This is a genomic window from Castellaniella defragrans 65Phen (genome assembly GCF_000612685.1).
Taxonomy (GTDB): Bacteria; Pseudomonadota; Gammaproteobacteria; order Burkholderiales; family Burkholderiaceae_B; genus Castellaniella; species Castellaniella defragrans.
The window spans coordinates 1,125,621-1,145,226 of record NZ_HG916765.1; the positions used below are offsets into that span (position 1 = coordinate 1,125,621).

Genomic DNA, 19,606 nt, shown 5'->3' on the forward strand with positions numbered 1-19,606 from the left:
CGGACGAAGAGGGTTCTATGAGCGACTTGCAGATCTTGCTGATTTCGATCGGGGTGGCGCTGATCGTCGTCGTCCTGCTGTACAACGCGTGGCAGGACTGGCGGGCGCGGCGCAGCATGCGCCAGTCGCTGCCCGACACCGGCCACGACGTGCTGATGCGCGATGCGGCGCCCCGGCGCGAACCGGTGTGGCAGGCCGGCCGCCCGGCGGCCGACGAGAGCGCCGAGGCCGACCCCGCCTGCGAGGCGGTGATCGACATCGCCCTGGCCCATCCCGTGGCGGGCGAGTCCCTGGCCGAGGCCCTGCGCTCCATCACCCGCGTCGGCAAGAAGCCGGTGCGCGTGTTCGCCGAGCGCGAGGGCGGCGGCCACCGCGCCGAGGCGCTGCCGGGCGAATCCTACGTGTCGCTGCAGCTGGCGGTGGTGCTGGCCAATCGCAGCGGCCCGCTCACGGCCATCGAATGGTCCAACCTCTGGACCCTGGCGCAGAACCTGGCCGAGCGCTTCGAGGGCCTGATCGAGGCTCCGGACCAGGATGCGGTGCTGCGCCAGGCGGCGGAGCTGGACGCGCGCTGTGCCGCCATGGACGCCCAGGTCGGGCTGATCCTGCAGCTGGCGCAGCCGCGTCCGGTGGCGGCGATCCTCCAGGCGGCCGCCGAGGCGGGCTTCGTCCAGGCGCGCGGCCAGTGGGCCTGGATGGCGGAAAACGGCCTGCCGCGCTTCGCCCTGCAGATCGATGCCGCGGAAGGCGGGTCCGCGCACCGCGTGGACCTGGTGCTGGACGTGCCCAACAGCCTGCCCGACGACCAGGCCTTCAGCCGCATGGTGGCCGTGGGACGCGACCTGGCCACGCGCCTGGACGCCCACGTGCTGGACGACCAGGGCCGCACCTTCCAGGACGGTTCCGCGCCCGCCATCGACCGGCAGATCAGCGCGCTGTACGACCAGCTCGACCAGGCCGGCTTCCTGGCCGGCACGGACCGCGCGGCACGGGTGTTCTCGTGACCGCACGCGCCGACGCGCACGCCGCCGGCCAGGGAGGCTCGCGGCCGGACCCGGCGGCGCCGGACGCCGCGGCCGACACGGCCGCCGTGGCCCGGGCGGCCGCCGACCGGCAGCGCCTGGAGGCCCTGCGCGCCGAGATCGAGAGCCACAACCGCCGCTACTACGTCGAGGACGCGCCCTCCGTCTCGGACGCGCAGTACGACCGCCTGATGGCCGAGCTGCAGGCCCTCGAACGCGAGCATCCGGACTGGGTGACGCCCGATTCCCCCACGCAGCGGGTCGGCGCGGCGCCGCTGGCGCATTTCGCCACCGTGCGGCACGCCGTGCGCATGCTGTCGCTGGGCAACGCCTTCGACGCCGAGGACATCGTCGCCTTCGACGAGCGCATCGTCTCCACCCTGATCGGATCCGGCCTGCTGGCCGGCGCGGCGCCCGAAGCCGGCGTCGCCTACGTCGCGGAATACAAGTTCGACGGCCTGGCCGTCAGCCTGCGCTACGAGGGCGGGCGCCTGGTGCAGGCGGCGACCCGGGGCGACGGCGCCCGGGGCGAGGACATCACCGCCAACATCCGCACGCTGCGCTCGGTGCCCCTGCGCCTGCGGGGCGAGGCGCCCGCCGTGCTCGAAGTGCGCGGCGAGGTCCTGATGACGCGGGCGGACTTCGCGCGCCTGAACGAGGCCCAGGTCGCCCGGGGCGACAAGCCCTTCGTCAATCCGCGCAACGCCGCGGCCGGCAGCCTGCGCCAGCTCGATCCGCGTGTGACGGCCACCCGGCCGCTGCGCTTCTACGCCTACGGCTGGGGGCAGATCCAGGACGATCGCGGCGCCGACCTGCGGCCGCGCCCCACCCATTCCGCGATGCTGGACTGGCTGGCCGGCTTCGGCTTCGCCGTCAGCCCCGGCCGCACGGCGTGCCGGGGCGCGGCCGGATTGCTGCGCTTCTACGAGACCGTGGGGGCGTCGCGTGCGGAGCTGCCCTACGAGATCGACGGGGTGGTCTACAAGGTGGACGACCTGCGCGCCCAGGACGTGCTGGGTTTCGTCGCGCGCGCGCCGCGCTTCGCCATCGCGCACAAATTCCCCGCCCAGGAGGAAACCACCCGGCTGATCGGCATCGAAGTCCAGGTGGGGCGCACCGGCGCGCTGACGCCGGTGGCCCGGCTGCAGCCGGTCTTCGTCGGCGGCGTGACCGTCACCAACGCCACGCTGCACAACGAGGACGAGATCCGCCGCAAGGACGTGCGCATCGGCGACACCGTGGTGGTGCGCCGCGCCGGCGACGTGATCCCCGAGGTGGTCGGGCCGGTGCTGTCGCTGCGCCCGGCAGACGCCCAGGTTTTCGACCTGCTGGCCGCCTGTCCGGTGTGCCCCGTCTGCGGCTCGGCGGTCGAGCGCCCGGGGGGCGAGGCCATCACGCGCTGCACCGGCGGGCTGTTCTGCCCCGCGCAGCGCAAGCAGACCCTGTGGCATGCCGCCAGCCGCAAGGCCCTGGACATCGACGGCCTGGGCGACAAGCTGATCGAGCAGCTGGTGGACAGCGGCAGGGTCCACACCCTGGCCGACCTGTACAAGCTGGCGGACCCGGCGGGCGGGGGGGAACTGGTGCTGGCCAGCTATCCCCGCATGGGGGCGAAATCGGCGCGCAACCTGGTGGAGGCGATCAATCAGCGCCGCCGCCCGCCGCTGTCGCGCCTGCTGTACGCCCTGGGCATCCGCCACGTGGGCGAGACCACCGCGCGCGACGTGGCGCGGCATTTCGGCTCCATCGAGGCCATCATGGACGCCTCCGAGGAAGAACTGCTGCAGGTGCCGGACGTCGGCCCGGTGGTGGCGGCCTCGATCCGGCGCTTCTTCGCCGAGGCGCACAACCGCGAGGTCATCGCCGCGCTGCGCGCCGAGGGAGTCGAGCCCCAGGCCGACGCGGCGCCCGCCGGCGAAAAGCCCCTGGCGGGCAAGACCCTGGTGCTGACGGGCACCCTGCCCACCCTGAGCCGCGACGAGGCCACGCGCCTGATCCTGGCCGCCGGCGGCAAGGTCAGCGGCTCGGTATCGCGCAAGACCGCCTGGGTGGTGGCCGGCGAGGACGCCGGCAGCAAGCTCGCCAAGGCCGCCGAACTGGGCGTGGCCGTGATCGACGAAGCCGGACTGCAGGCGCTGCTGGGGCAGGGCTGAATCCCTGATCGAATGAAAACGGCCTCCCGGACGGGAGGCCGTTGAAGGCAAGCAAGCGGCCGAAAGCTGCCAGATCCTTATTTATCCTCGATCTTGGCGTCCTTCATCAGGCTCTTCTGGTAGTCGGCCAGGGCCTGCTGGCGCATCATTTCCTCCAGCTGCGGCTTGGCTTCCTCGAAGGAGGGGAAGGCGATCGGGCGCACGTCCTCGACCTGGATCACGTGCCAGCCGAACTGCGTCTGCACGGGCTGGGCGCTGAGGTCGCCCTTCTTCATGCTTTCCACGGCCTGGGCGAATTCCGGCACGTAGTTGGTGGCCGGGCCCCAGCCCAGTTCGCCGCCGTTCTTGCCGCTGCCGGTGTCGATGGAGTCCTTTTTCGCGGCGGCCTCGAACGAGGTCTTCTTCGCCTTGATCGACTTGATCAGGTCCTTGGCCTTGGCCTCGTCCTTGACCAGGATGTGGCGCAGCTTGTATTCCTGGCGCGAGGCCTGCTGGGCCTTGATGGTGTCGTATTCCTTCTTCAGGTCGGCTTCGCTGACGGGGTGGTCCTTCAGGTACTTGGCCATCAGGGCGCGCACCAGGATGCTCTGCGAGGCCAGCTCGGTTTCCTGCTGGACGGCGGGGTCCTTCTGCAGCCCGGCCTTCTCGGCGGCCTGGACGGCCACCAGGCGGTTGATCATTTCCTGCTTGACCTGGTCGCGCAGCTGCGGCGTATCCTGGGCGCCCTGGGAGACCAGCATGCTGACGAACTGGTCGAATTTGGCCTGGGAGATGCCCTGGCCGTTGACGGTGGCGATGTCCTTGGCCCAGACCGGCAGCGTCAGGGAGCAGGCCAGGGCGACAGCAGCGATACGTTTCATGAAAATCCTTCGATGGGAGGGGTGCCGGCCTCGATGGCCAGCGCGTGGATCGGATGGGGCATCAGATCCCGCACGCAATCATACACAAGACGATGGCGGGCGAGGGTGCCGAGCCCCTGGAATTGCTTGGACACGATGCGGACGCGAAAGTGCCGCGCGCCGCCCCGGGCGCCGGCGTGGCCGGCGTGCAGGTGGGATTCGTCGATCAGTTCCAGCCGCGCGGGTTCGAGCGCGGCCAGGCGTTCGGCCAGCACGGCCTGCAGGTCGGGGCCGGCGGAAGTCATGGGCGGTCTGCGGTGGCGGGGCAGGGGGCGCGGCGCGGCTTCATCCGCGCGGCTCGCTGTCGGAGGCCCCGGCCGGGGGCGCGGCGGCCTCGGTCTGGATGTGGCGGCCCAGCCACAGGGACTGCCCCACCACGAACAGCAGCAGCAGGATCATCAGGCCGAAGACCTTGAAATTCACCCATTGCGCCTCGGTGAAGCGGCCGGAGAAGGCCACGTACAGGTTCAGCGCGCCCGAGGCGACGAAGAACCCGGCCCAGCTGTCGTTCAGGCGGTTCCAGGCGCGCTCGGGCAGGGCGATCTTCTCGCCCATCAGGCGGCGCATCAGGTTGCGGCCGGCGAACAGGCGCGCGCCCATCAGGATGGCGGCGAACAGCCAGTACAGGACCGTGGGCTTCCACTTGATGAAGGTGTCGTCGTGGAACAGCAGCGTCGCCCCGCCGAACACGACGATCACCGTCAGGTTGATCCAGTGCGTGGGCTCGATCGCGCGCCCGGTCAGGCGCAGCCAGAGGATCTGCAGCACGGCCGCCGCCATGGCCGTTCCGGTGGCGACGTAGATGTCGGCGAAGCGGAACGCCAGGAAGAACAGGATCAGCGGGAAGAGGTCGAAGAGGAACTTTTTCACGGGTGATCTTACGCGGGGCCCGGATTCATTCGGCCGGGACGAATTTCAGGGAAAGCGAATTGATGCAGTAGCGCAGCCCGGTGGGGGGCGGGCCGTCGGGGAACACGTGGCCCAGGTGGGCGTCGCAGACGGCGCACAGGATCTCGGTGCGGATCATGCCGTGGCTGGTGTCGCGCAACTCGCGCACGCGGTCGGGGGCCACCGGCTGGAAATAGCTGGGCCAGCCGCAGCCCGCGTCGAATTTCGTGTCGGAGGCGAACAGCGGGGTGCCGCAGCAGACGCAGACGTAGGTGCCCGCCTGGGTGGCGTCCCAGTAGCGCCCCGTGAAGGGCCGCTCGGTGTGCTTGAGCCGCGTGACCGCGAATTCGTCGGGGGAAAGCTGCGCGCGCCATTCGGCGTCCGTGCGCGTGATCTTGTCCACGAGGAACCTGTCCAGAATTTCGCTTCAATCCTCCATCTTAATCGACTTTCGCCCGGATGGCGGACCGGCCGGCGCGGGGCGATCGGCCGAGGCGGCGCGGCCGCGGCGCGCCGGGCAGCAACAAATTGCGCCGTGCTGCGATAATATGACGCCCGTTCATGTGTTTATGCCGTGGCCCGCAGGGTTCGCGGTCATGAATTGCACGGTCCGTCAAAAACATTCGGAGACAAACATGACATTCCCGCTTTCCATGCGGCTCACCCTGGGCGCCGCCGCGCTGCTGGCCGCGCTGCCCCTGGCCGCCACGGCCCAGATCAAGGTCGGCGTGACGGTGTCGTCCACCGGCCCGGCCGCCTCGCTGGGGATTCCCGAGCGCGACACCGTGGCCCTGCTGCCCACGGAGATCGGCGGCCAGGCCGTGCAGTACATCGTGCTGGACGACGCCACCGACACCACCCAGGCGGTGAAGAACATCCGCAAGCTCACGGCCGACGACCACGTGGACGTGGTGCTGGGCACCTCCGTGACGCCGGCCTCGCTGGCCATGTCGGACGTGGCCGCCGAGACCGGCACGCCGATGATCAGCGTGGCGGCCAACGCCAAGCTCGTCGAGCCGGTGGACGGCCCGCGCAAGTGGGTCTACAAGACGCCGCAGAACGACGCGCTGATGGCCGCCGCCCTGGCGCAGGCGATGGTCAAGCAGAACGTCAAGACGCTGGGCTTCATCGGCTTCAGCGACGCCTACGGCGACGGCTGGCTGCAGGAAATGAAGGCCGCCGCCGAGGCCAAGGGCATCAAGCTCGTGGCGGAGGAACGCTTCGCCCGGCCCGACACCAGCGTCACCGGCCAGGTCCTGAAGCTGCTGTCGGCCAAGCCCGACGGCATCCTGATCGCCGCTTCCGGCACGCCGGTGGCCCTGCCGCAGCGCGAGCTGGTCGAACGCGGCTACAAGGGCCATATCTACCAGACCCACGGCGCGGCCAACAACGACGTGCTGCGCGTCTGCGGCAAGGCCTGCGAAGGCATGATCCTGCCCGCCGGCCCGCTGCTGGTGGCGGCCCAGCTGCCCGACAGCAACCCGGTCAAGGCCAGCGCCCTGGTGTACGTCAAGGCCTACGAGGCCAAGTACGGCGCGGGCACGACCAACACCTTCGGCGGCCACATGTGGGACGCCGGCCAGCTCATCAACGACGCCATCCCCCGCGCCCTGAAGACCGGCGCCAAGCCGGGCACGGCGGAATTCCGCGCGGCCCTGCGCGACGCGCTGGAGCAGGTCAAGGAACTGCCCGCCTCGCAGGGCGTCTTCACGCTCAGCCCGACCGACCACGCCGGCCTGGACGAGCGCGGCCGCGTCATGGTGCAGGTCGTGGACGGCAAGTGGACCTACCAGCCGGACCTGTGATGCGGCGCGGCGCCTCCCTTCCCGTGTCGCGGCCCGGCCGCCGGCATGCCCTGGATGCCGGCGCGCGCGCCGGCGGGCGGGCGCCGTGGATCTGACCATCGCCCTGATCCTGCTGCAGGACGGCATCCTGAACGGCGCCATCTACGGCCTGCTGGGCCTGGCGCTGGTGCTGGTGTTCGTGGTGACGCGGGTGATCCTGATCCCCCAGGGGGAATTCGTCACCTTCGGCGCGCTGTCGCTCGCCTTCCTCGCCAACGGCCGGGTGCCCGGGACAGCGCACCTGCTGGTGCTGATGGGCGTGCTGGTGTGCCTGGTCGAGGCGGTCTCGTGCTGGCGTGCGCGCCAGTGGCGCGGCTACGGCCGCACCCTGGGCTGGGCCCTGGCCCTGCCGCTGGCGCTGGAGGCCCTGGCGCCGCTGGCGGCCGGGCCGGACGTGCCGCTGGCCCTGCGCGTGCTGTTCGCGCTGGCGCTGGTGGTGCCCCTGGGCCCGATGATCTACCGCCTGGTGTACCAGCCGGTGGAGCAGGCCAGCGTGCTGGTGCTGCTGATCGTCTCGGTCGCCGTGCACTTCGCCCTGACCGGCCTGGGGCTGCTGTTCTTCGGCGCGGAAGGCTGGCGCACCCCGGCCCTGGTCGAGGGCACGGTGCAGATCGGGCCGGTGGCCTGGACGGCCCAGACCTTCGCGGTGCTGGCCACCTGCGCCGCGCTGATCGGCGGGCTGTGGCTGTTCTTCAGCCGCACCCTGTACGGCAGCGCCCTGCGGGCCACCGCCGTCAACCGGCGCGGCGCGCGGCTGGTGGGCATCAGCACGCGGGTGGCCGGCAGCCTGACCTTCACCCTGGCGGCGGCCATCGGCGCGCTCTCGGGCATGCTGATCGCCGCCATCACCACCATCTACTACGACACGGGCTTCCTGATCGGCCTGAAGGGCTTCGTGGCGGCCATCTTCGGCGGCCTGGTCAGCTATCCGGCGGCCGCGGCGGGCGCCCTGTTCGTCGGCATCCTGGAGGCCTTTTCCTCCTTCTGGGCCAGCCCCTTCAAGGAAGCCATCGTCTTCACGCTGATCATCCCGGTGCTGCTGTGGCGCTCCTTCGGCAGCGTCCACCTGGACGAGGAGGACTGATGCGCCCGCGCCATGCCCTGATGGTCCTGGTCCCGCTCCTGGCGCTGCTGCCCTGGCTGCCGGGCGTGCCCGCCTTCTGGATCACCCAGATGAACTACATCGGGCTCTACAGCCTGGTGGTGCTGGGGCTGGTCCTGCTGACCGGCGTGGGCGGGCTGACGTCCTTCGGCCAGTCGGCCTTCGTCGGCCTGGGGGCCTACACCACCGCCTGGCTGACCACGGCGGGCGGCGTCTCCCCCTGGCTGGGCCTGGCGGCGGGCCTGCTGCTGACCTGCCTGGTGGCCTACGCGCTGGGCGCCATCACGCTGCGCCTGTCCGGCCACTACCTGCCGCTGTGCACCCTGGCCTGGTGCCTGGCGCTGTACTACCTGTACGGCAACCTGGATTTCCTGGGGCGCTACGACGGCATCGCCGGCATTCCGCCGCTGTCCATCGGCGGCTGGTCCCTGGGCTCGGGGCCGCGCATGTACCTGCTGATCTGGCTGATCCTGCTGCTGGCCCTGTGGGCCACGCACAACCTGCTGGACTCGCGCGCGGGGCGGGCCATCCGCGCCCTGCGCAGCGGCTCCATGGCCGAATCCTTCGGCGTGGACCTGGCGCACTACAAGGTCGTGATCTTCGTCTACGCCGCCCTGCTGGGCTGCGTGTCGGGCTGGCTGTACGCGCACATGCAGCGCGCCGTCAGCCCCAGCCCCTTCGGCCTGGGCTACGGCATCGAATACCTGTTCATGGCCGTGGTGGGCGGCTCGGGCAGCGTCTGGGGCGCGGTGGCGGGCGCCGCCGCCATCCTGATCGTCAAGGACCAGCTGCAGAACGTCCTGCCCGGCCTGGTGGGCACCACCGCCAACCTGGAACTGCTCGCCTTCGGCGTGCTGATGATCCTGGTGCTGCAGTTCGCCCGCGACGGCCTGTGGCCCGTGCTGGCCCGGCTGTGGCGGCGGCTGGGCGGGCGCGCCGAGCCCGGCGGCCACGATCCGGCGCGCCTGGCCGCCGCGCCCGAACTGCCGCGCCGGCCGGCGCCCGCGGCCGGCGACGTGGTGCTGGAAGTCGACCGGGTGCGCAAGCAATTCGGCGGCCTGGTGGCGGTCAACGACATCAGCTTCCGCCTGCGCGCGGGCGAGATCATGGGGCTGATCGGCCCCAACGGGGCGGGCAAGAGCACCACCTTCAACCTCATCAGCGGCGTGGCGCCGCTGTCCGGCGGCGCGGTGCGCTTCATGGGGGACCGCATCGACGGCCTGCCGGCGCGCGAGATCGCCCGCCGGGGCATGGCGCGCAGCTTCCAGCACGTGCAGCTCCTGCCGGACATGAGCGTGCTGGAAAACGTCGCCCTGGGCGCCCACCTGCGCAGCCGCGCCGGCGTGGTGCCGGCCGCGCTGCGCCTGGACCGCACGGCGGAGGCCTCGCTGCTGCGCGAGGCCGCGCGCCAGATCGAGCGGGTGGGCCTGGGCGACGTGATCGACCAGCCCGCCGGCAGCCTGCCGCTGGGCCGCCAGCGCATCGTGGAGATCGCCCGGGCGCTGTGCTGCGACCCCATCGCGCTGCTGCTCGACGAGCCGGCGGCCGGCCTGCGCTACCAGGAAAAGCAGGCGCTGGCGGCGGTGCTGGACCAGCTGCGCCGCGAGGGCATGAGCCTGCTGCTGGTCGAGCACGACATGGATTTCGTGATGAACCTCACCGATCACCTGCTGGTCATGGATTTCGGCACGATGCTGGCCGAGGGCGTCCCGGCGGATATCCAGCGCAATCCGGCCGTGCTGGAGGCCTACCTGGGCGGCCTCGACGAGACCTGGAGCGTGCCCGAGGCCGCGCCGCAGCCCGTCGCCGCCCGCGCCACGCCGCAGGAGAGCGCCCCATGAGCACCGGAAACCCCGCCGCCGCCGGGACGGCCGCGGCCGCGCCTGTCGCCGTGCCTGTCCTGTCGGTCCGGGGCCTGTCGGCGCACTACGGCAAGGTGGCCGCCCTGGATCCCATCGACCTGACGGTGGGGCGCGGCGAGATCGTCACCGTCATCGGCGCCAACGGCGCCGGCAAATCGACCCTGCTGGGCGCCATCATGGGCGCGCTGCCGCTGCGGGGGCACAGCCGGGGCTCGGTCGTGTTCCTGGGCGCCGAGGTGCAGGGCTGGGACATCGAGCGCCGCGTCGGTCAGGGCCTGTCGCTGGTGCCGGAACGCCGGGAACTGTTCGCCAGCATGTCCGTGCGCGAGAACCTGCTGCTGGGGGGCTTCCGCCTGTACCGCGCCGGCGTGCGCGGCTGGCGCGACACCCTGGACGAGGTCTACGCGCTGTTTCCGCGCCTGCGGGAGCGCGCCGGCCAGGCGGCGGGGACGCTGTCGGGCGGCGAGCGCCAGATGCTGGCGCTGGGCCGCGCCCTGATGGCGCGCCCGGCGCTGCTGATGCTCGACGAGCCCAGCCTGGGCCTGGCGCCCCGGGTGGTGCGCGAGATATTCCAGACCATCGCCCAGCTGCGCAGCACCGGCGTGTCCATCCTGCTGGTGGAGCAGAACGCCCGCGCCGCCCTGCACGTGGCCGACCGCGGCTACGTCCTGGAGACCGGCGCCGTCGTCCTGGAAGGCGAATCGCGCATGCTGGCCGGCCACCCCCGCGTCATCGAAAGCTATTTGGGACTTGCCGGGACGCAGAAGAGTCCTTGAGGACTGTTCTGCGCCAGGCGAGTCCGAGCGGCATGCAGGCCGCGAGGTGGGGGGGCGAGCCGGGACTGATCACAGTCCCCTGCGGACTGTGATCAGCCAGGCGAGCCGGAGCCGCTTGCAAGCGGCGACGTGGGGGTGTCGGACGAGTCCTTGAGGACTGTTCTGCGCCAGGCGAGTCCGAGCGGCATGCAGGCCGCGACGTGGGGAGCTGCTTCGGCTTGAGAGCGCATCCCCCAACAAAAATGGCCCCGACGGGCCATTTTTGCGACTGCGTCAACCGGATACCGGATCAGCCGGTCTTCTGCCGCCAGGCCAGCCATTCGCCGACGATGCCGCGGCGGAAGGCCAGCACGCAGACGATGAAGATGAGGCCGATGACGATCGTGACCGATTCGCCCAGCACGCGGAACCATTCGATGCCGGTCTGCTGCATCAGGAAGCGGCCGAACTCGCCGACCTTGTTTTCCAGCGCCACCACGATGACCGCGCCCAGCACCGGGCCGGTGAGCGTGCCCATGCCGCCGATCAGCGTCATCAGGATCACCATGCCCGACATCTGCCAGGTGGCGTCCGACAGCGTGGCCGAGACGAACACCAGCGACTTGGTGGCTCCGGCCAGCCCGGCCAGGGTGGCCGAGAGCACGAAGGCCAGCAGCTTGAAGCGGTCCACGTCGTAGCCCAGCGAGATCATGCGCGGCTCGTTCTCGCGGATGGCCTTCAGGACCTGGCCGAAGGGCGAGTGCACGGTGCGCCAGATCAGGGCGTAGCCCAGCACGAAGATCGCCAGCACCACGTAGTACAGGTTGATGTCGCGGCTCAGGTCCAGCCCCAGGATGGAGCCGCGCGGAATGCCCTGCAGGCCGTCCTCGCCGCCGGTGAACGGCGCCTGGAGGAAGTAGAAGAACAGCATCTGGGCGAGCGCCAGGGTGATCATGGCGAAGTAGATGCCGCTGCGCCGGATCGAGAGGATGCCGAAGACCAGCCCCAGGACCCCGGCGGCGGCGGTGCCGAAGAGCAGGCCGCCGGCTGTGGGCCAGCCCCAGATGGCGAGCGACTGGCCGCAGGCGTAGGCGGCCAGCCCCAGGAAGGCGGCGTGGCCGAAGGACAGCAGCCCGGTGTAGCCCAGCAGCAGGTTGAAGGCGCAGGCGAACAGGGCGTAGCACATGACCTTCATGATGAAGATCGGATAGCCGCCCAGCGCGGGCAGCGCCGCCAGCAGGACGATGGCGGCCAGATAGGCGATCAGTTGTCGATTCATGATTCTTTCCCGAACAGCCCGGCCGGGCGGGTGAGCAGCACGATCACCATGATGATGAACACCACGGTGCTGGAGGCCTCGGGCCAGAAGACCTTGGTGAAGCCCTCGATGACCCCCAGCCCCAGGCCGGTGACGATCGAGCCCAGGATCGAGCCCATGCCGCCGATGACCACCACGGCGAAGACGACGATGATCAGGTTCGAGCCCATCAGCGGCGAGACCTGCAGGATGGGGGCGGCGAGCACCCCGGCGAAGCCCGCCAGCCCGACGCCGAAGCCGAAGGTGAGCGAGATCATCAGCGGCACGTTCACGCCGAAGGCCTCGACCAGCTTGGGGTTTTCGGTGCCGGCGCGCAGCAGCGCGCCCAGGCGGGTCTTCTCGATGACGAACCAGGTCAGCAGGCAGGCCAGGACCGAGGCCACGACGACCCAGGCGCGGTAGATGGGCAGGAACATGAAGCCGAGGTTCACGCCGCCCTGCAGCAGGGCCGGCGTGCTGTAGGGCTGGCCGGAGACGCCGTAGAAGCTGCGGAACAGCCCTTCGATGAGCAGCGTCAGGCCGAAGGTGAGCAGCAGTCCGTAGAGCGGGTCGAGCTTGTAGAGGCGGCGCAGCAGCAGGCGTTCGAGGACGATGCCGAACAGGCCCACGATCACCGGGGCCGCGGCCAGCATGATCCAGTAGTTCAGTCCCAGGTACTGCAGGCCCATCCAGGCGACGAAGGCGCCCAGCATGTAGAGCGCGCCGTGGGCGAAGTTGATGATGTTGAGCAGGCCGAAGATGACGGCCAGCCCCAGCGAGAGCACGGCGTAGAACGAGCCGTTGACCAGGCCGAGCAGGAGCTGGCCGAGCAGGGCCTGGAGGGGAACACCGAAAAGTTGTGTCATAGGGCTGCGGCGGAATCGGGCGGAAGGGGTGAAACGGATCGCGGATTCCCGCCCGGCGGCGGGAATCCGGCGTTCATGCGCCGCGCGCTACTTGAGGGCGCAGGTGGAGGTCGATTCCGCGCCGAAGACCGATTCGGCCGGCAGGGTGCGCACGATGTTGTAGTAGTCCCAGGGCGCCTTGGACTGGTCGGGCTTCTTCACCTGGGCCAGGTACATGTCGTGCATCGTCAGGCCGTCCTTGCGGATGTGGCCGTTCTTGATGAACATGTCGTTGATCTTGACGCTCTTGAGCTGCTTCATGACGGCGTCGCCGTCGTCGGTGCCGATGGCCTTGACGGCTTCCAGGTAGGTCTTGGCGGCGGAGTAGTCGCCCGCCTGCAGGAAGGACGGCGCGCGGTTGTGCTTGTCGAAGAAGCGCTTGGACCAGGCGCGCGAGGCGTCGTCCTGGTTCCAGTACCAGGCGGTGGTCAGGTACAGCCCGGCGGTGTTGTCCAGGCCCAGGGCGTGGACGTCGTTGATGAACACCAGCAGGCCGGCCAGCTTCATGGTCTGGGTGACGCCGAATTCCTTGGCGGCCTTGACGGAATTGATGAAGTCGCCGCCCGCGTTGGCCAGGCCCAGGACCTGGGCGCCGGAACTCTGCGCCTGCAGCAGGAAGGAGGAGAAGTCCGTCGTGGCCAGCGGCGCGCGCACGGCGCCGAGGTTCTTGCCGCCGGATTTTTCCACGACCTTCATCGTGTCCTGTTCCAGGGAGTGGCCGAAGGCGTAGTCGGCCGTCAGGTAGAACCAGGACTTGCCGCCTTCGCGCACCACGGCCGAACCCGTGCCGTTGGCCAGGGCGACGGTGTTGTAGGCATAGTGGACGGTGTAGGGCGTGCATTGCGCGTTGGTCAGCGCCGAGGAGCCGGCTCCCACCACCAGGAAGGGCTTCTTCTTTTCGGCCGCGACGGCGGCCATGGCCAGCGCGGTGGCGGAATTGGTGCCGCCCACCAGCATGTCCAGGTGCTGCTGGTCGAACCACTCGCGGGCGCGGGCCGAGGCGATGTCGGCCTTGTTCTGGTGGTCGGCGGTCAGCAGCTCGATCTTCTTCCCGTTGATCTCGCCCCCCATGTCGGCGATCGCCATGCGGATGGCGTCGGCGCCGGCATTGCCGTCGATGTCCGCATACACGCCGGACATGTCGGCGATGAAGCCGATGCGGATCACGTCGTCGGAAATCCCCGCGGCCTGGGCCGAAAGGCCGAAGCCCAGGCCGGCAACGGCCAGCGCGGCGGATAGGGTACGCAGTTTCATGGGAAGTCTCCTGTATGTGCCGGTTGTGCCGGCGGATCGGTGAAAAAGAGGCGCGGGCGTCGGTCAGACGCCCAGCAGGCTGTCGAGGGTGGACTGTTTTTCCTGGAGCTGGCTGGCGGGGAACTGTTCCACGATCTGGCCGTGTTCCATGACGTAGAAGTGGTCGGCCAGGGGCGCGGCGAAGCGGAAGTTCTGTTCGACCATGACGATGGTGTAGCCCTTGGTCTTGAGGGTGCGGATCATGCGGTCGAGCGCCTGCACGATCACCGGCGCCAGGCCTTCGGAGATTTCGTCGAGCAGCAGGAGGTTGGCCCCGGTGCGCAGGATGCGGGCGACGGCCAGCATCTGCTGTTCGCCGCCGGACAGGCGGGTGCCCGGCGAATGACGCCGTTCGAGCAGGTTGGGGAACATGTCGTAGATCTCGGCCAGCGACATGCCCCCGCCCAGGGTGTCGCCCACGGTGGGCGGCAGCAGCAGGTTTTCCTCGCAGGAGAGCGAGGCGAAGATGCCGCGTTCCTCCGGGCAGTAGCCGATGCCCAGGTGCGCGATGCGGTAGGTGGGCAGGTGGATCGATTCGGTGCCCTGGATGCGGATCGAGCCGGTGCGCCGGCTGGTCAGGCCCAGCAGCGCGCGCAGCGTGGTGGTGCGCCCGGCGCCGTTGCGCCCCAGCAGGGTGACGACCTGGCCGGGCTCGACACGCATGTCCACGCCGTGCAGCACGTGCGATTCGCCGTACCAGGCGTGCAGATCGGAGATTTCGAGTGCCAGGCTCATGCATGGATCCCTTCGAGTTCGCCCTGGGTGGTGCCCATGTAGGCTTCCATCACGGCGGGGTTGTTCGAGACGGCGGCGTAGTCGCCTTCGGCCAGCACGGCGCCGCGCGCCAGCACGGTGATGCGGTCGGCGATGGAGGAGACGACCTTCATGTTGTGCTCGACCATCAGGATGGTGCGTCCGGCGCTGACCTGCTTGATCAGCCGGGTGACGCGGTCGACGTCCTCGTGGCCCATGCCCTGGGTGGGCTCGTCGAGCAGCATCAGGCTGGGCTCCATGGCCAGGGTGGTGGCGATTTCCAGGGCGCGCTTGCGGCCGTAGGGCAGGTTCACCGTCATCTGCGAGGCGAAATCGGCCAGGTCCACCTCGGCGAGCAGTTCCATGGCGCGGCCGTCCAGGTGGCGCAGGCTGGCTTCGCTGCGCCAGAAGTGGAAGGACAGGCCGGTGGCGCGCTGCAAGGCGATGCGTACGTTGTCGAGCACCGTGAGCTGGGGGAAGACGGCGGAGATCTGGAACGAGCGGATGATGCCCTTGCGGGCGATTTCCGCCGGCTTGTCGCGGGTGATTTCCCGGCCGTCGAAGAAGATCTGGCCCTGGCTGGGTTCGAGGAATTTGGTGAGCAGGTTGAAGCAGGTGGTCTTGCCTGCGCCGTTGGGCCCGATCAGCGCGTGGATGTGGCCGCGCTGGATTTTCAGGTCCACGGAATCGACGGCGGTGAAGCCGAGGAAGGTTTTCGAGAGCTGGCGGGTTTCGAGGATGATGTCGGGTTCTGTGCCCATGATGCCCTGTGTCCAATGTCGCACTGCGGCGCCCGATGGCGGATTGCTTCAAGTATGGAACTGTCCGGCTCTCGGCTCCATAGGGGTTTTACAGGGTTGCCGCCGCGCCGGCCGGATATTGCAGCGCAATAGCGAAGCGACGCCCGGGCGGCCCACGGGGGACGGGCGACAGGCGGCCGGGGGCTGGCCGGTCCGGGTTCAGCCCAGGGCCAGTCCGGAGCCGGTCCGGGTCCAGTCCAGGCCTAGTCCGGGCTCAGTCCGGCCGGGTCTTGTCCGGATATTCGCACAGGTCGGCGATCGGACACTGGGGGCATTTGGGCTTGCGCGCCACGCAGACGTAGCGGCCGTGCAGGATCAGCCAGTGGTGGGCGTCCAGCAGGTATTCCCTGGGCACTCGGCGCAGCAGCGCCTGCTCCACGGCCAGCACGGTCTTGCCCGGCGCGATGCCGGTCCGGTTGGCCACGCGGAAGATGTGCGTGTCCACGGCCATGGTGGGCTGGCGGAAAGCCGTGTTCAGCACCACGTTGGCGGTCTTGCGGCCGACGCCGGGCAGGGCTTCCAGGTCTTCGCGGCGGTCGGGGACCTGGCCGCCGTGCCGCTCCAGCAGCAGCTCGCAGGTGCGGATGACGTTGCGCGCCTTGGTCTTGTACAGGCCGATGGTGCGGATCGCCTCGGCCAGTCCCGCCTCGCCCAGCGCCAGCAGCCCTTCGGGCGTGCCGTGCCCGGGGAAGAAGCCGCGGGTGGCGAGGTTCACGGAGCGGTCGGTCGCCTGGGCCGAGAGCATGACGGCCACCAGCAGCTGGAAGACGCTGCCGTATTCGAGCTCGGTGCGGGGCTGGGGGTTGGCTTCGCGCAGGCGGCGGAAGCATTCTTCGATGGCGGCGCGGTTCATGGGCGTCGGGCGCGCGCCCGGGCCAGGGCCTGGGCGATGCGGTCCTGCTTGTCGTGGGGATCGGGGGCGGCCAGGACGGGCTTGTTGGCCAGGGTGCGCGCGGCGGGGCCGGCGGCCTCGTCGTGGCGCGCCCGCAGGCGGGCGTTGCGCGCCTGGTAGCGTGCGCGGGCCGCGCCGGCGTCCTCCGCCGTCCAGTCGTGGCCGGCGGGAACCATGGCGATGCAGTCCACCGGGCAGGGCGCCACGCAGCGTTCGCAGCCGGTGCAGTCGGCCTCGATGACGGTGTGCATGCACTGGTTGGCCCCGAGGATGGCGTCCACCGGGCAGGCCTGGATGCACAGGGTGCAGCCGATGCAGTGCGCCTCGTCGATGAGCGCCACCCGGAAGGGCTGGTGCGTGCCGCAGGCGGGATCCAGGGGCCGCGCCGGGCGGCCCAGGACGCGCGCCAGGGCCTCGATCGTGCGCGCGCCGCCGGGCGGGCAGCGGTTGACGTCGGCCCGGCCCTCGGCCATGGCCTGGGCGTAGGGACGGCAGCCGTCGTAGCCGCATTGCGTGCATTGGGTCTGCGGCAGCAGGGCGTCGAGGGTGTCGGTGAGTGTGGGCACGGCGGCGGAAACGCACAGGGGACGGCGCGAGCCGTCCCCCGGAAACGGGCTTGCATTCAAATCACGGATCACGTCGTGGGTTCGCCTCGCCGTGCACACGCACCGCCTTCGGCGTCCCGTCCGGTGCTCCGCCTGAATGCGGGCCCGTCAGGCATGCGACCGGATGAATGCGGATATTTTAGGACAGATCTGCTGGCGCCAGCGGCGTCCGGAGAAGATGCCGTAGTGGCCGCAGTCGGTGGCGGTGTGGATTTCCCGCATGGACGGGGACAGGTTGGCGCACAGGTGGTGGGCGGCGTGCGTCTGGCCCTGGCCGGAGATGTCGTCCAGTTCGCCCTCGATGGTCAGCAGGGCGGTCTTGCGGATGGCGGAGGGATCGACGCGTTCGCCGTCGATCGTCCAGGTGCCGCGCGGCAGGCGGAATTCCTGGAAGACGATGCGGATGGTGTCCAGGTAGAAGCGGGCCGGCATGTCGAGCACGGCGTTGTATTCGTCGTAGAAGCGGCGGTGGGCTTCCGCGTCGCTGTCGTCGCCGCGCAGCAGGTGCAGGTAGAAGTCGTAGTGGGACTTCAGGTGCCGGTCCGGGTTCATGGCGACGAAGCCGGCGTGCTGCAGGAAGCCGGGGTAGACCAGCCGGCCGGCGCCCGGGTAGCGGGCCGGCACACGGTGGATCAGGTTGTCCTCGAACCATTCGTAGGGCTTGGTCGTGGCCAGGCGGTTGACCTGGGTGGGCGATTTGCGCGTGTCGATGGGGCCGCCCATCATGGTCATGCTGCGCGGCTGACAGGGGTCGTCGGCGGCGGCCAGCAGCGAGATCGCGGCCAGGACCGGCACCGTGGGCTGACAGACCGAGATCACGTGGGTGTCGGGCCCCAGGTGGCGCAGAAAGGCCTGGACGTAGTGGACGTAGTCGTCCAGGCTGAAGGTGCCGTCGGCCGCCGGCACCATGCGCGCGTCGATCCAGTCGGTGACGTAGACCTCGTGGTTGGGCAGCAGGGCGCGCACGGTGTCGCGCAGCAGGGTGGCGTGGTGCCCGGACAGGGGCGCCACCACCAGCACGCGCGGATCGTGGCGCCGGGTGTCGCGGCGGAAATGCACCAGGCGACAGAAGGGCAGGGCCAGGGCGATGTCCTCGTGCAGGGCGACTTCGCGTCCGCCGATCTGGGTGGAGGCCAGGTTCCAGGCGGGCTTTTCGTAGTCCTTGCCCACGCGGTGGGCCAGCTCGTAGGCGGCGGCGAACTGTCGCGACAACGGGGTGTAGGCCAAGGGGCTGTAGGGATTGGAAAACAGGTGTGAACCGGTTTCAGTGAAAGCCGTGAAGGGGGCGAGGATCGAGCGTTGGAGCTCGTGCAGGTCATACAGCATGAGTAGGCGTTCCCGTCGGTCTGGTCCTGCGCGGATCACACGCAGGAGTATCGGTCATCCGAACCTAAAGTACCGGTAAACGTGACAGAGCGCTACCGGAATTTCCCGTATACGGATCATATATGACCCGAATGTGGGGTTTTGCAGACGGATCGGGCGGGCGGCCGGCGGCAGGCGCCGGCGGGCTGCTAGGGGCGTTCCAGGTACTTGAGCTTGTCGGCGACGCCGTTCCAGTCGTCGGCGCCCGGGAGCGGATTGACGGAGCGGTTGATGGGCCGGAAGGTGGGCGACAGTTCGGCGTTCAGCGGGATGTAGTCGAGCTGGTCCTGGGGGACGTCTTCCTCGGCGAAGATGGCGTTGGCCGGGCATTCGGGCACGCAGACGGCGCAGTCGATGCATTCCTCGGGGTCGATGACCAGGAAATTCGGCCCCTCGCGGAAACAGTCCACGGGACAGACATCGACACAGTCGGTGTACTTGCACTTGATACAGTTTTCGGTGACGACGTGGGTCATGAGGGTGCTCCGGGCTTGCAGACGGGTGCCTTGAAACGGGCCTGTCGGGATTTTACCGAATTTATCAGGGAGAACCCGAAGATCCCGCGCGCCGGGTAGTGCGAATGGTCAGAGCAGCAGGGCGGCCAGGGTGCCGCCCAGTTCGGCGCCGCGCGCCAGCCATGCGCCGGGCACGGTCTTGGGCGCCAGGATGGCCTCGGGCGTCTGGGCGCGCATGGGCACGATCAGAGTGGGTGCGACCGGTTTCAGGCGCCAGCCGGTGCAGATGCGCTCCAGCTGCCGGCGGGCGCCGTCGCCGTCGGAGCCGGCGGTGATCACGGCGCCGTAGGGCCGGCCGTTGAGCCGGTCCAGCACGTGATAGTAGGTGCGGTCCAGGCATTCCTTCATCGCGCCGCTGAGCGCCGCCAGGTTTTCCGGGGCGGCGAACAGATAGCCGTCGGCGGCGAGCAGGTTTTCGGTGCGCACGGTGTCGGCGGGGCGCACCTGCAGGTCGAAGCGCCCGCCCGCGTCCAGTTCGTCGGCCACCGCCTGCGCGCCGGCCGCCGCCGCCCGGGCCATCTGCAGGGCGGCGCCGGTGCGGGAATGCCAGATGATGAGCAGCTGGGTCGTCATGGGGGTCGTTCCTGCGGGGCCGGACTCACTCAAGTAGTATAGAGGCTCAGAGTCCGGAGGCCTGGTTGGAAGGCTCCGTTGTC

The 19,606-nt window shown here is 69.8% G+C and carries 20 protein-coding genes; 6 read left to right on the plus strand and 14 right to left on the minus strand.

Features of this window, described 5'->3' with window-relative positions; genetic code table 11:
- Positions 1-17: 17 nt before the first annotated feature.
- Together BN940_RS05000 and ligA are read left to right on the plus strand one after the other, a co-directional pair.
- Positions 18-1,004, plus strand: a complete 987-nt coding sequence (locus tag BN940_RS05000; RefSeq protein ID WP_043680807.1) for a cell division protein ZipA C-terminal FtsZ-binding domain-containing protein — start codon at positions 18-20, stop codon at positions 1,002-1,004.
- A gap of 86 nt (positions 1,005-1,090) precedes the next feature.
- Entirely contained in the window at positions 1,091-3,175 is a 2,085-nt protein-coding gene (gene ligA, locus BN940_RS05005) for an NAD-dependent DNA ligase LigA (protein WP_043685918.1), read from the plus strand.
- Positions 3,176-3,252: 77 nt separating this feature from the next.
- Here the strand turns inward: ligA and BN940_RS05010 are convergent, their stop codons facing one another.
- Genes BN940_RS05010 through msrB form a run of 4 tightly spaced genes read right to left on the minus strand, consistent with a single transcriptional unit; the run spans position 3,253 to position 5,365 of the window.
- Positions 3,253-4,035, minus strand: a complete 783-nt coding sequence (locus tag BN940_RS05010; protein WP_043680808.1) for a peptidylprolyl isomerase — start codon at positions 4,033-4,035, stop codon at positions 3,253-3,255.
- Entirely contained in the window at positions 4,032-4,319 is a 288-nt protein-coding gene (locus tag BN940_RS05015) for a BolA family protein (RefSeq protein WP_043680811.1), read from the minus strand. The genes BN940_RS05010 and BN940_RS05015 overlap by 4 nt, the downstream gene beginning before the upstream one ends.
- A gap of 40 nt (positions 4,320-4,359) precedes the next feature.
- Complete coding sequence (locus BN940_RS05020; protein WP_043680814.1) at positions 4,360-4,944, minus strand: septation protein A; 585 nt, start codon at positions 4,942-4,944, stop codon at positions 4,360-4,362.
- Between the two features lie 25 nt (positions 4,945-4,969).
- Complete coding sequence (gene msrB / locus BN940_RS05025; RefSeq protein ID WP_043680816.1) at positions 4,970-5,365, minus strand: peptide-methionine (R)-S-oxide reductase MsrB; 396 nt, start codon at positions 5,363-5,365, stop codon at positions 4,970-4,972.
- 232 nt (positions 5,366-5,597) lie between these two features.
- Here msrB and BN940_RS05030 point away from each other — a divergent pair, with 232 nt between their 5' ends.
- From BN940_RS05030 to BN940_RS05045, 4 genes are all read left to right on the plus strand, one after another.
- Positions 5,598-6,767, plus strand: coding sequence for an ABC transporter substrate-binding protein (locus BN940_RS05030; RefSeq protein WP_409360367.1), 1,170 nt, complete (start codon positions 5,598-5,600; stop codon positions 6,765-6,767).
- 85 nt (positions 6,768-6,852) lie between these two features.
- Positions 6,853-7,890, plus strand: coding sequence for a branched-chain amino acid ABC transporter permease (locus tag BN940_RS05035; RefSeq protein WP_043680819.1), 1,038 nt, complete (start codon positions 6,853-6,855; stop codon positions 7,888-7,890).
- A complete protein-coding gene (locus BN940_RS05040; RefSeq protein WP_052355621.1) occupies positions 7,890-9,749 on the plus strand; it encodes a branched-chain amino acid ABC transporter ATP-binding protein/permease in 1,860 nt (619 codons plus the stop codon). The genes BN940_RS05035 and BN940_RS05040 overlap by 1 nt, the downstream gene beginning before the upstream one ends.
- On the plus strand, positions 9,746-10,546 hold the full coding sequence (locus BN940_RS05045; RefSeq protein WP_052355622.1) for an ABC transporter ATP-binding protein: 801 nt from the start codon (positions 9,746-9,748) through the stop codon (positions 10,544-10,546). Before BN940_RS05040 ends, BN940_RS05045 begins: the two co-directional genes overlap by 4 nt.
- Before the next feature lie 289 nt (positions 10,547-10,835).
- Here the strand turns inward: BN940_RS05045 and BN940_RS05050 are convergent, their stop codons facing one another.
- From BN940_RS05050 to BN940_RS05095, 10 genes are all read right to left on the minus strand, one after another.
- Positions 10,836-11,804, minus strand: a complete 969-nt coding sequence (locus tag BN940_RS05050) for a branched-chain amino acid ABC transporter permease (protein WP_043680821.1) — start codon at positions 11,802-11,804, stop codon at positions 10,836-10,838.
- A complete protein-coding gene (locus BN940_RS05055; protein ID WP_043680824.1) occupies positions 11,801-12,688 on the minus strand; it encodes a branched-chain amino acid ABC transporter permease in 888 nt (295 codons plus the stop codon). The genes BN940_RS05050 and BN940_RS05055 overlap by 4 nt, the downstream gene beginning before the upstream one ends.
- Before the next feature lie 87 nt (positions 12,689-12,775).
- Positions 12,776-13,981, minus strand: a complete 1,206-nt coding sequence (locus tag BN940_RS05060; RefSeq protein WP_043680827.1) for an ABC transporter substrate-binding protein — start codon at positions 13,979-13,981, stop codon at positions 12,776-12,778.
- Between the two features lie 63 nt (positions 13,982-14,044).
- Positions 14,045-14,755: an ABC transporter ATP-binding protein gene (locus tag BN940_RS05065; protein ID WP_043680828.1), complete on the minus strand. Its 711-nt coding sequence runs from the start codon at positions 14,753-14,755 to the stop codon at positions 14,045-14,047.
- Positions 14,752-15,534, minus strand: coding sequence for an ABC transporter ATP-binding protein (locus BN940_RS05070; protein ID WP_043680831.1), 783 nt, complete (start codon positions 15,532-15,534; stop codon positions 14,752-14,754). The genes BN940_RS05065 and BN940_RS05070 overlap by 4 nt, the downstream gene beginning before the upstream one ends.
- A 253-nt stretch (positions 15,535-15,787) precedes the next feature.
- A complete protein-coding gene (gene nth / locus BN940_RS05075) occupies positions 15,788-16,426 on the minus strand; it encodes an endonuclease III (protein ID WP_043680834.1) in 639 nt (212 codons plus the stop codon).
- Positions 16,423-17,031 carry an RnfABCDGE type electron transport complex subunit B gene (locus tag BN940_RS05080; protein ID WP_043685930.1) on the minus strand — a complete coding sequence of 203 codons (609 nt, stop codon included), beginning with the start codon at positions 17,029-17,031 and terminating at the stop codon, positions 16,423-16,425. Before BN940_RS05080 ends, nth begins: the two co-directional genes overlap by 4 nt.
- Before the next feature lie 147 nt (positions 17,032-17,178).
- On the minus strand, positions 17,179-18,396 hold the full coding sequence (locus BN940_RS05085) for a polyhydroxyalkanoate depolymerase (RefSeq protein ID WP_043680836.1): 1,218 nt from the start codon (positions 18,394-18,396) through the stop codon (positions 17,179-17,181).
- A 188-nt stretch (positions 18,397-18,584) separates the two neighbouring features.
- Positions 18,585-18,911, minus strand: coding sequence for a ferredoxin FdxA (fdxA, locus tag BN940_RS05090; protein ID WP_043680839.1), 327 nt, complete (start codon positions 18,909-18,911; stop codon positions 18,585-18,587).
- 108 nt (positions 18,912-19,019) lie between these two features.
- Complete coding sequence (locus BN940_RS05095; protein ID WP_043680842.1) at positions 19,020-19,523, minus strand: flavodoxin family protein; 504 nt, start codon at positions 19,521-19,523, stop codon at positions 19,020-19,022.
- Positions 19,524-19,606 lie beyond the last annotated feature (83 nt).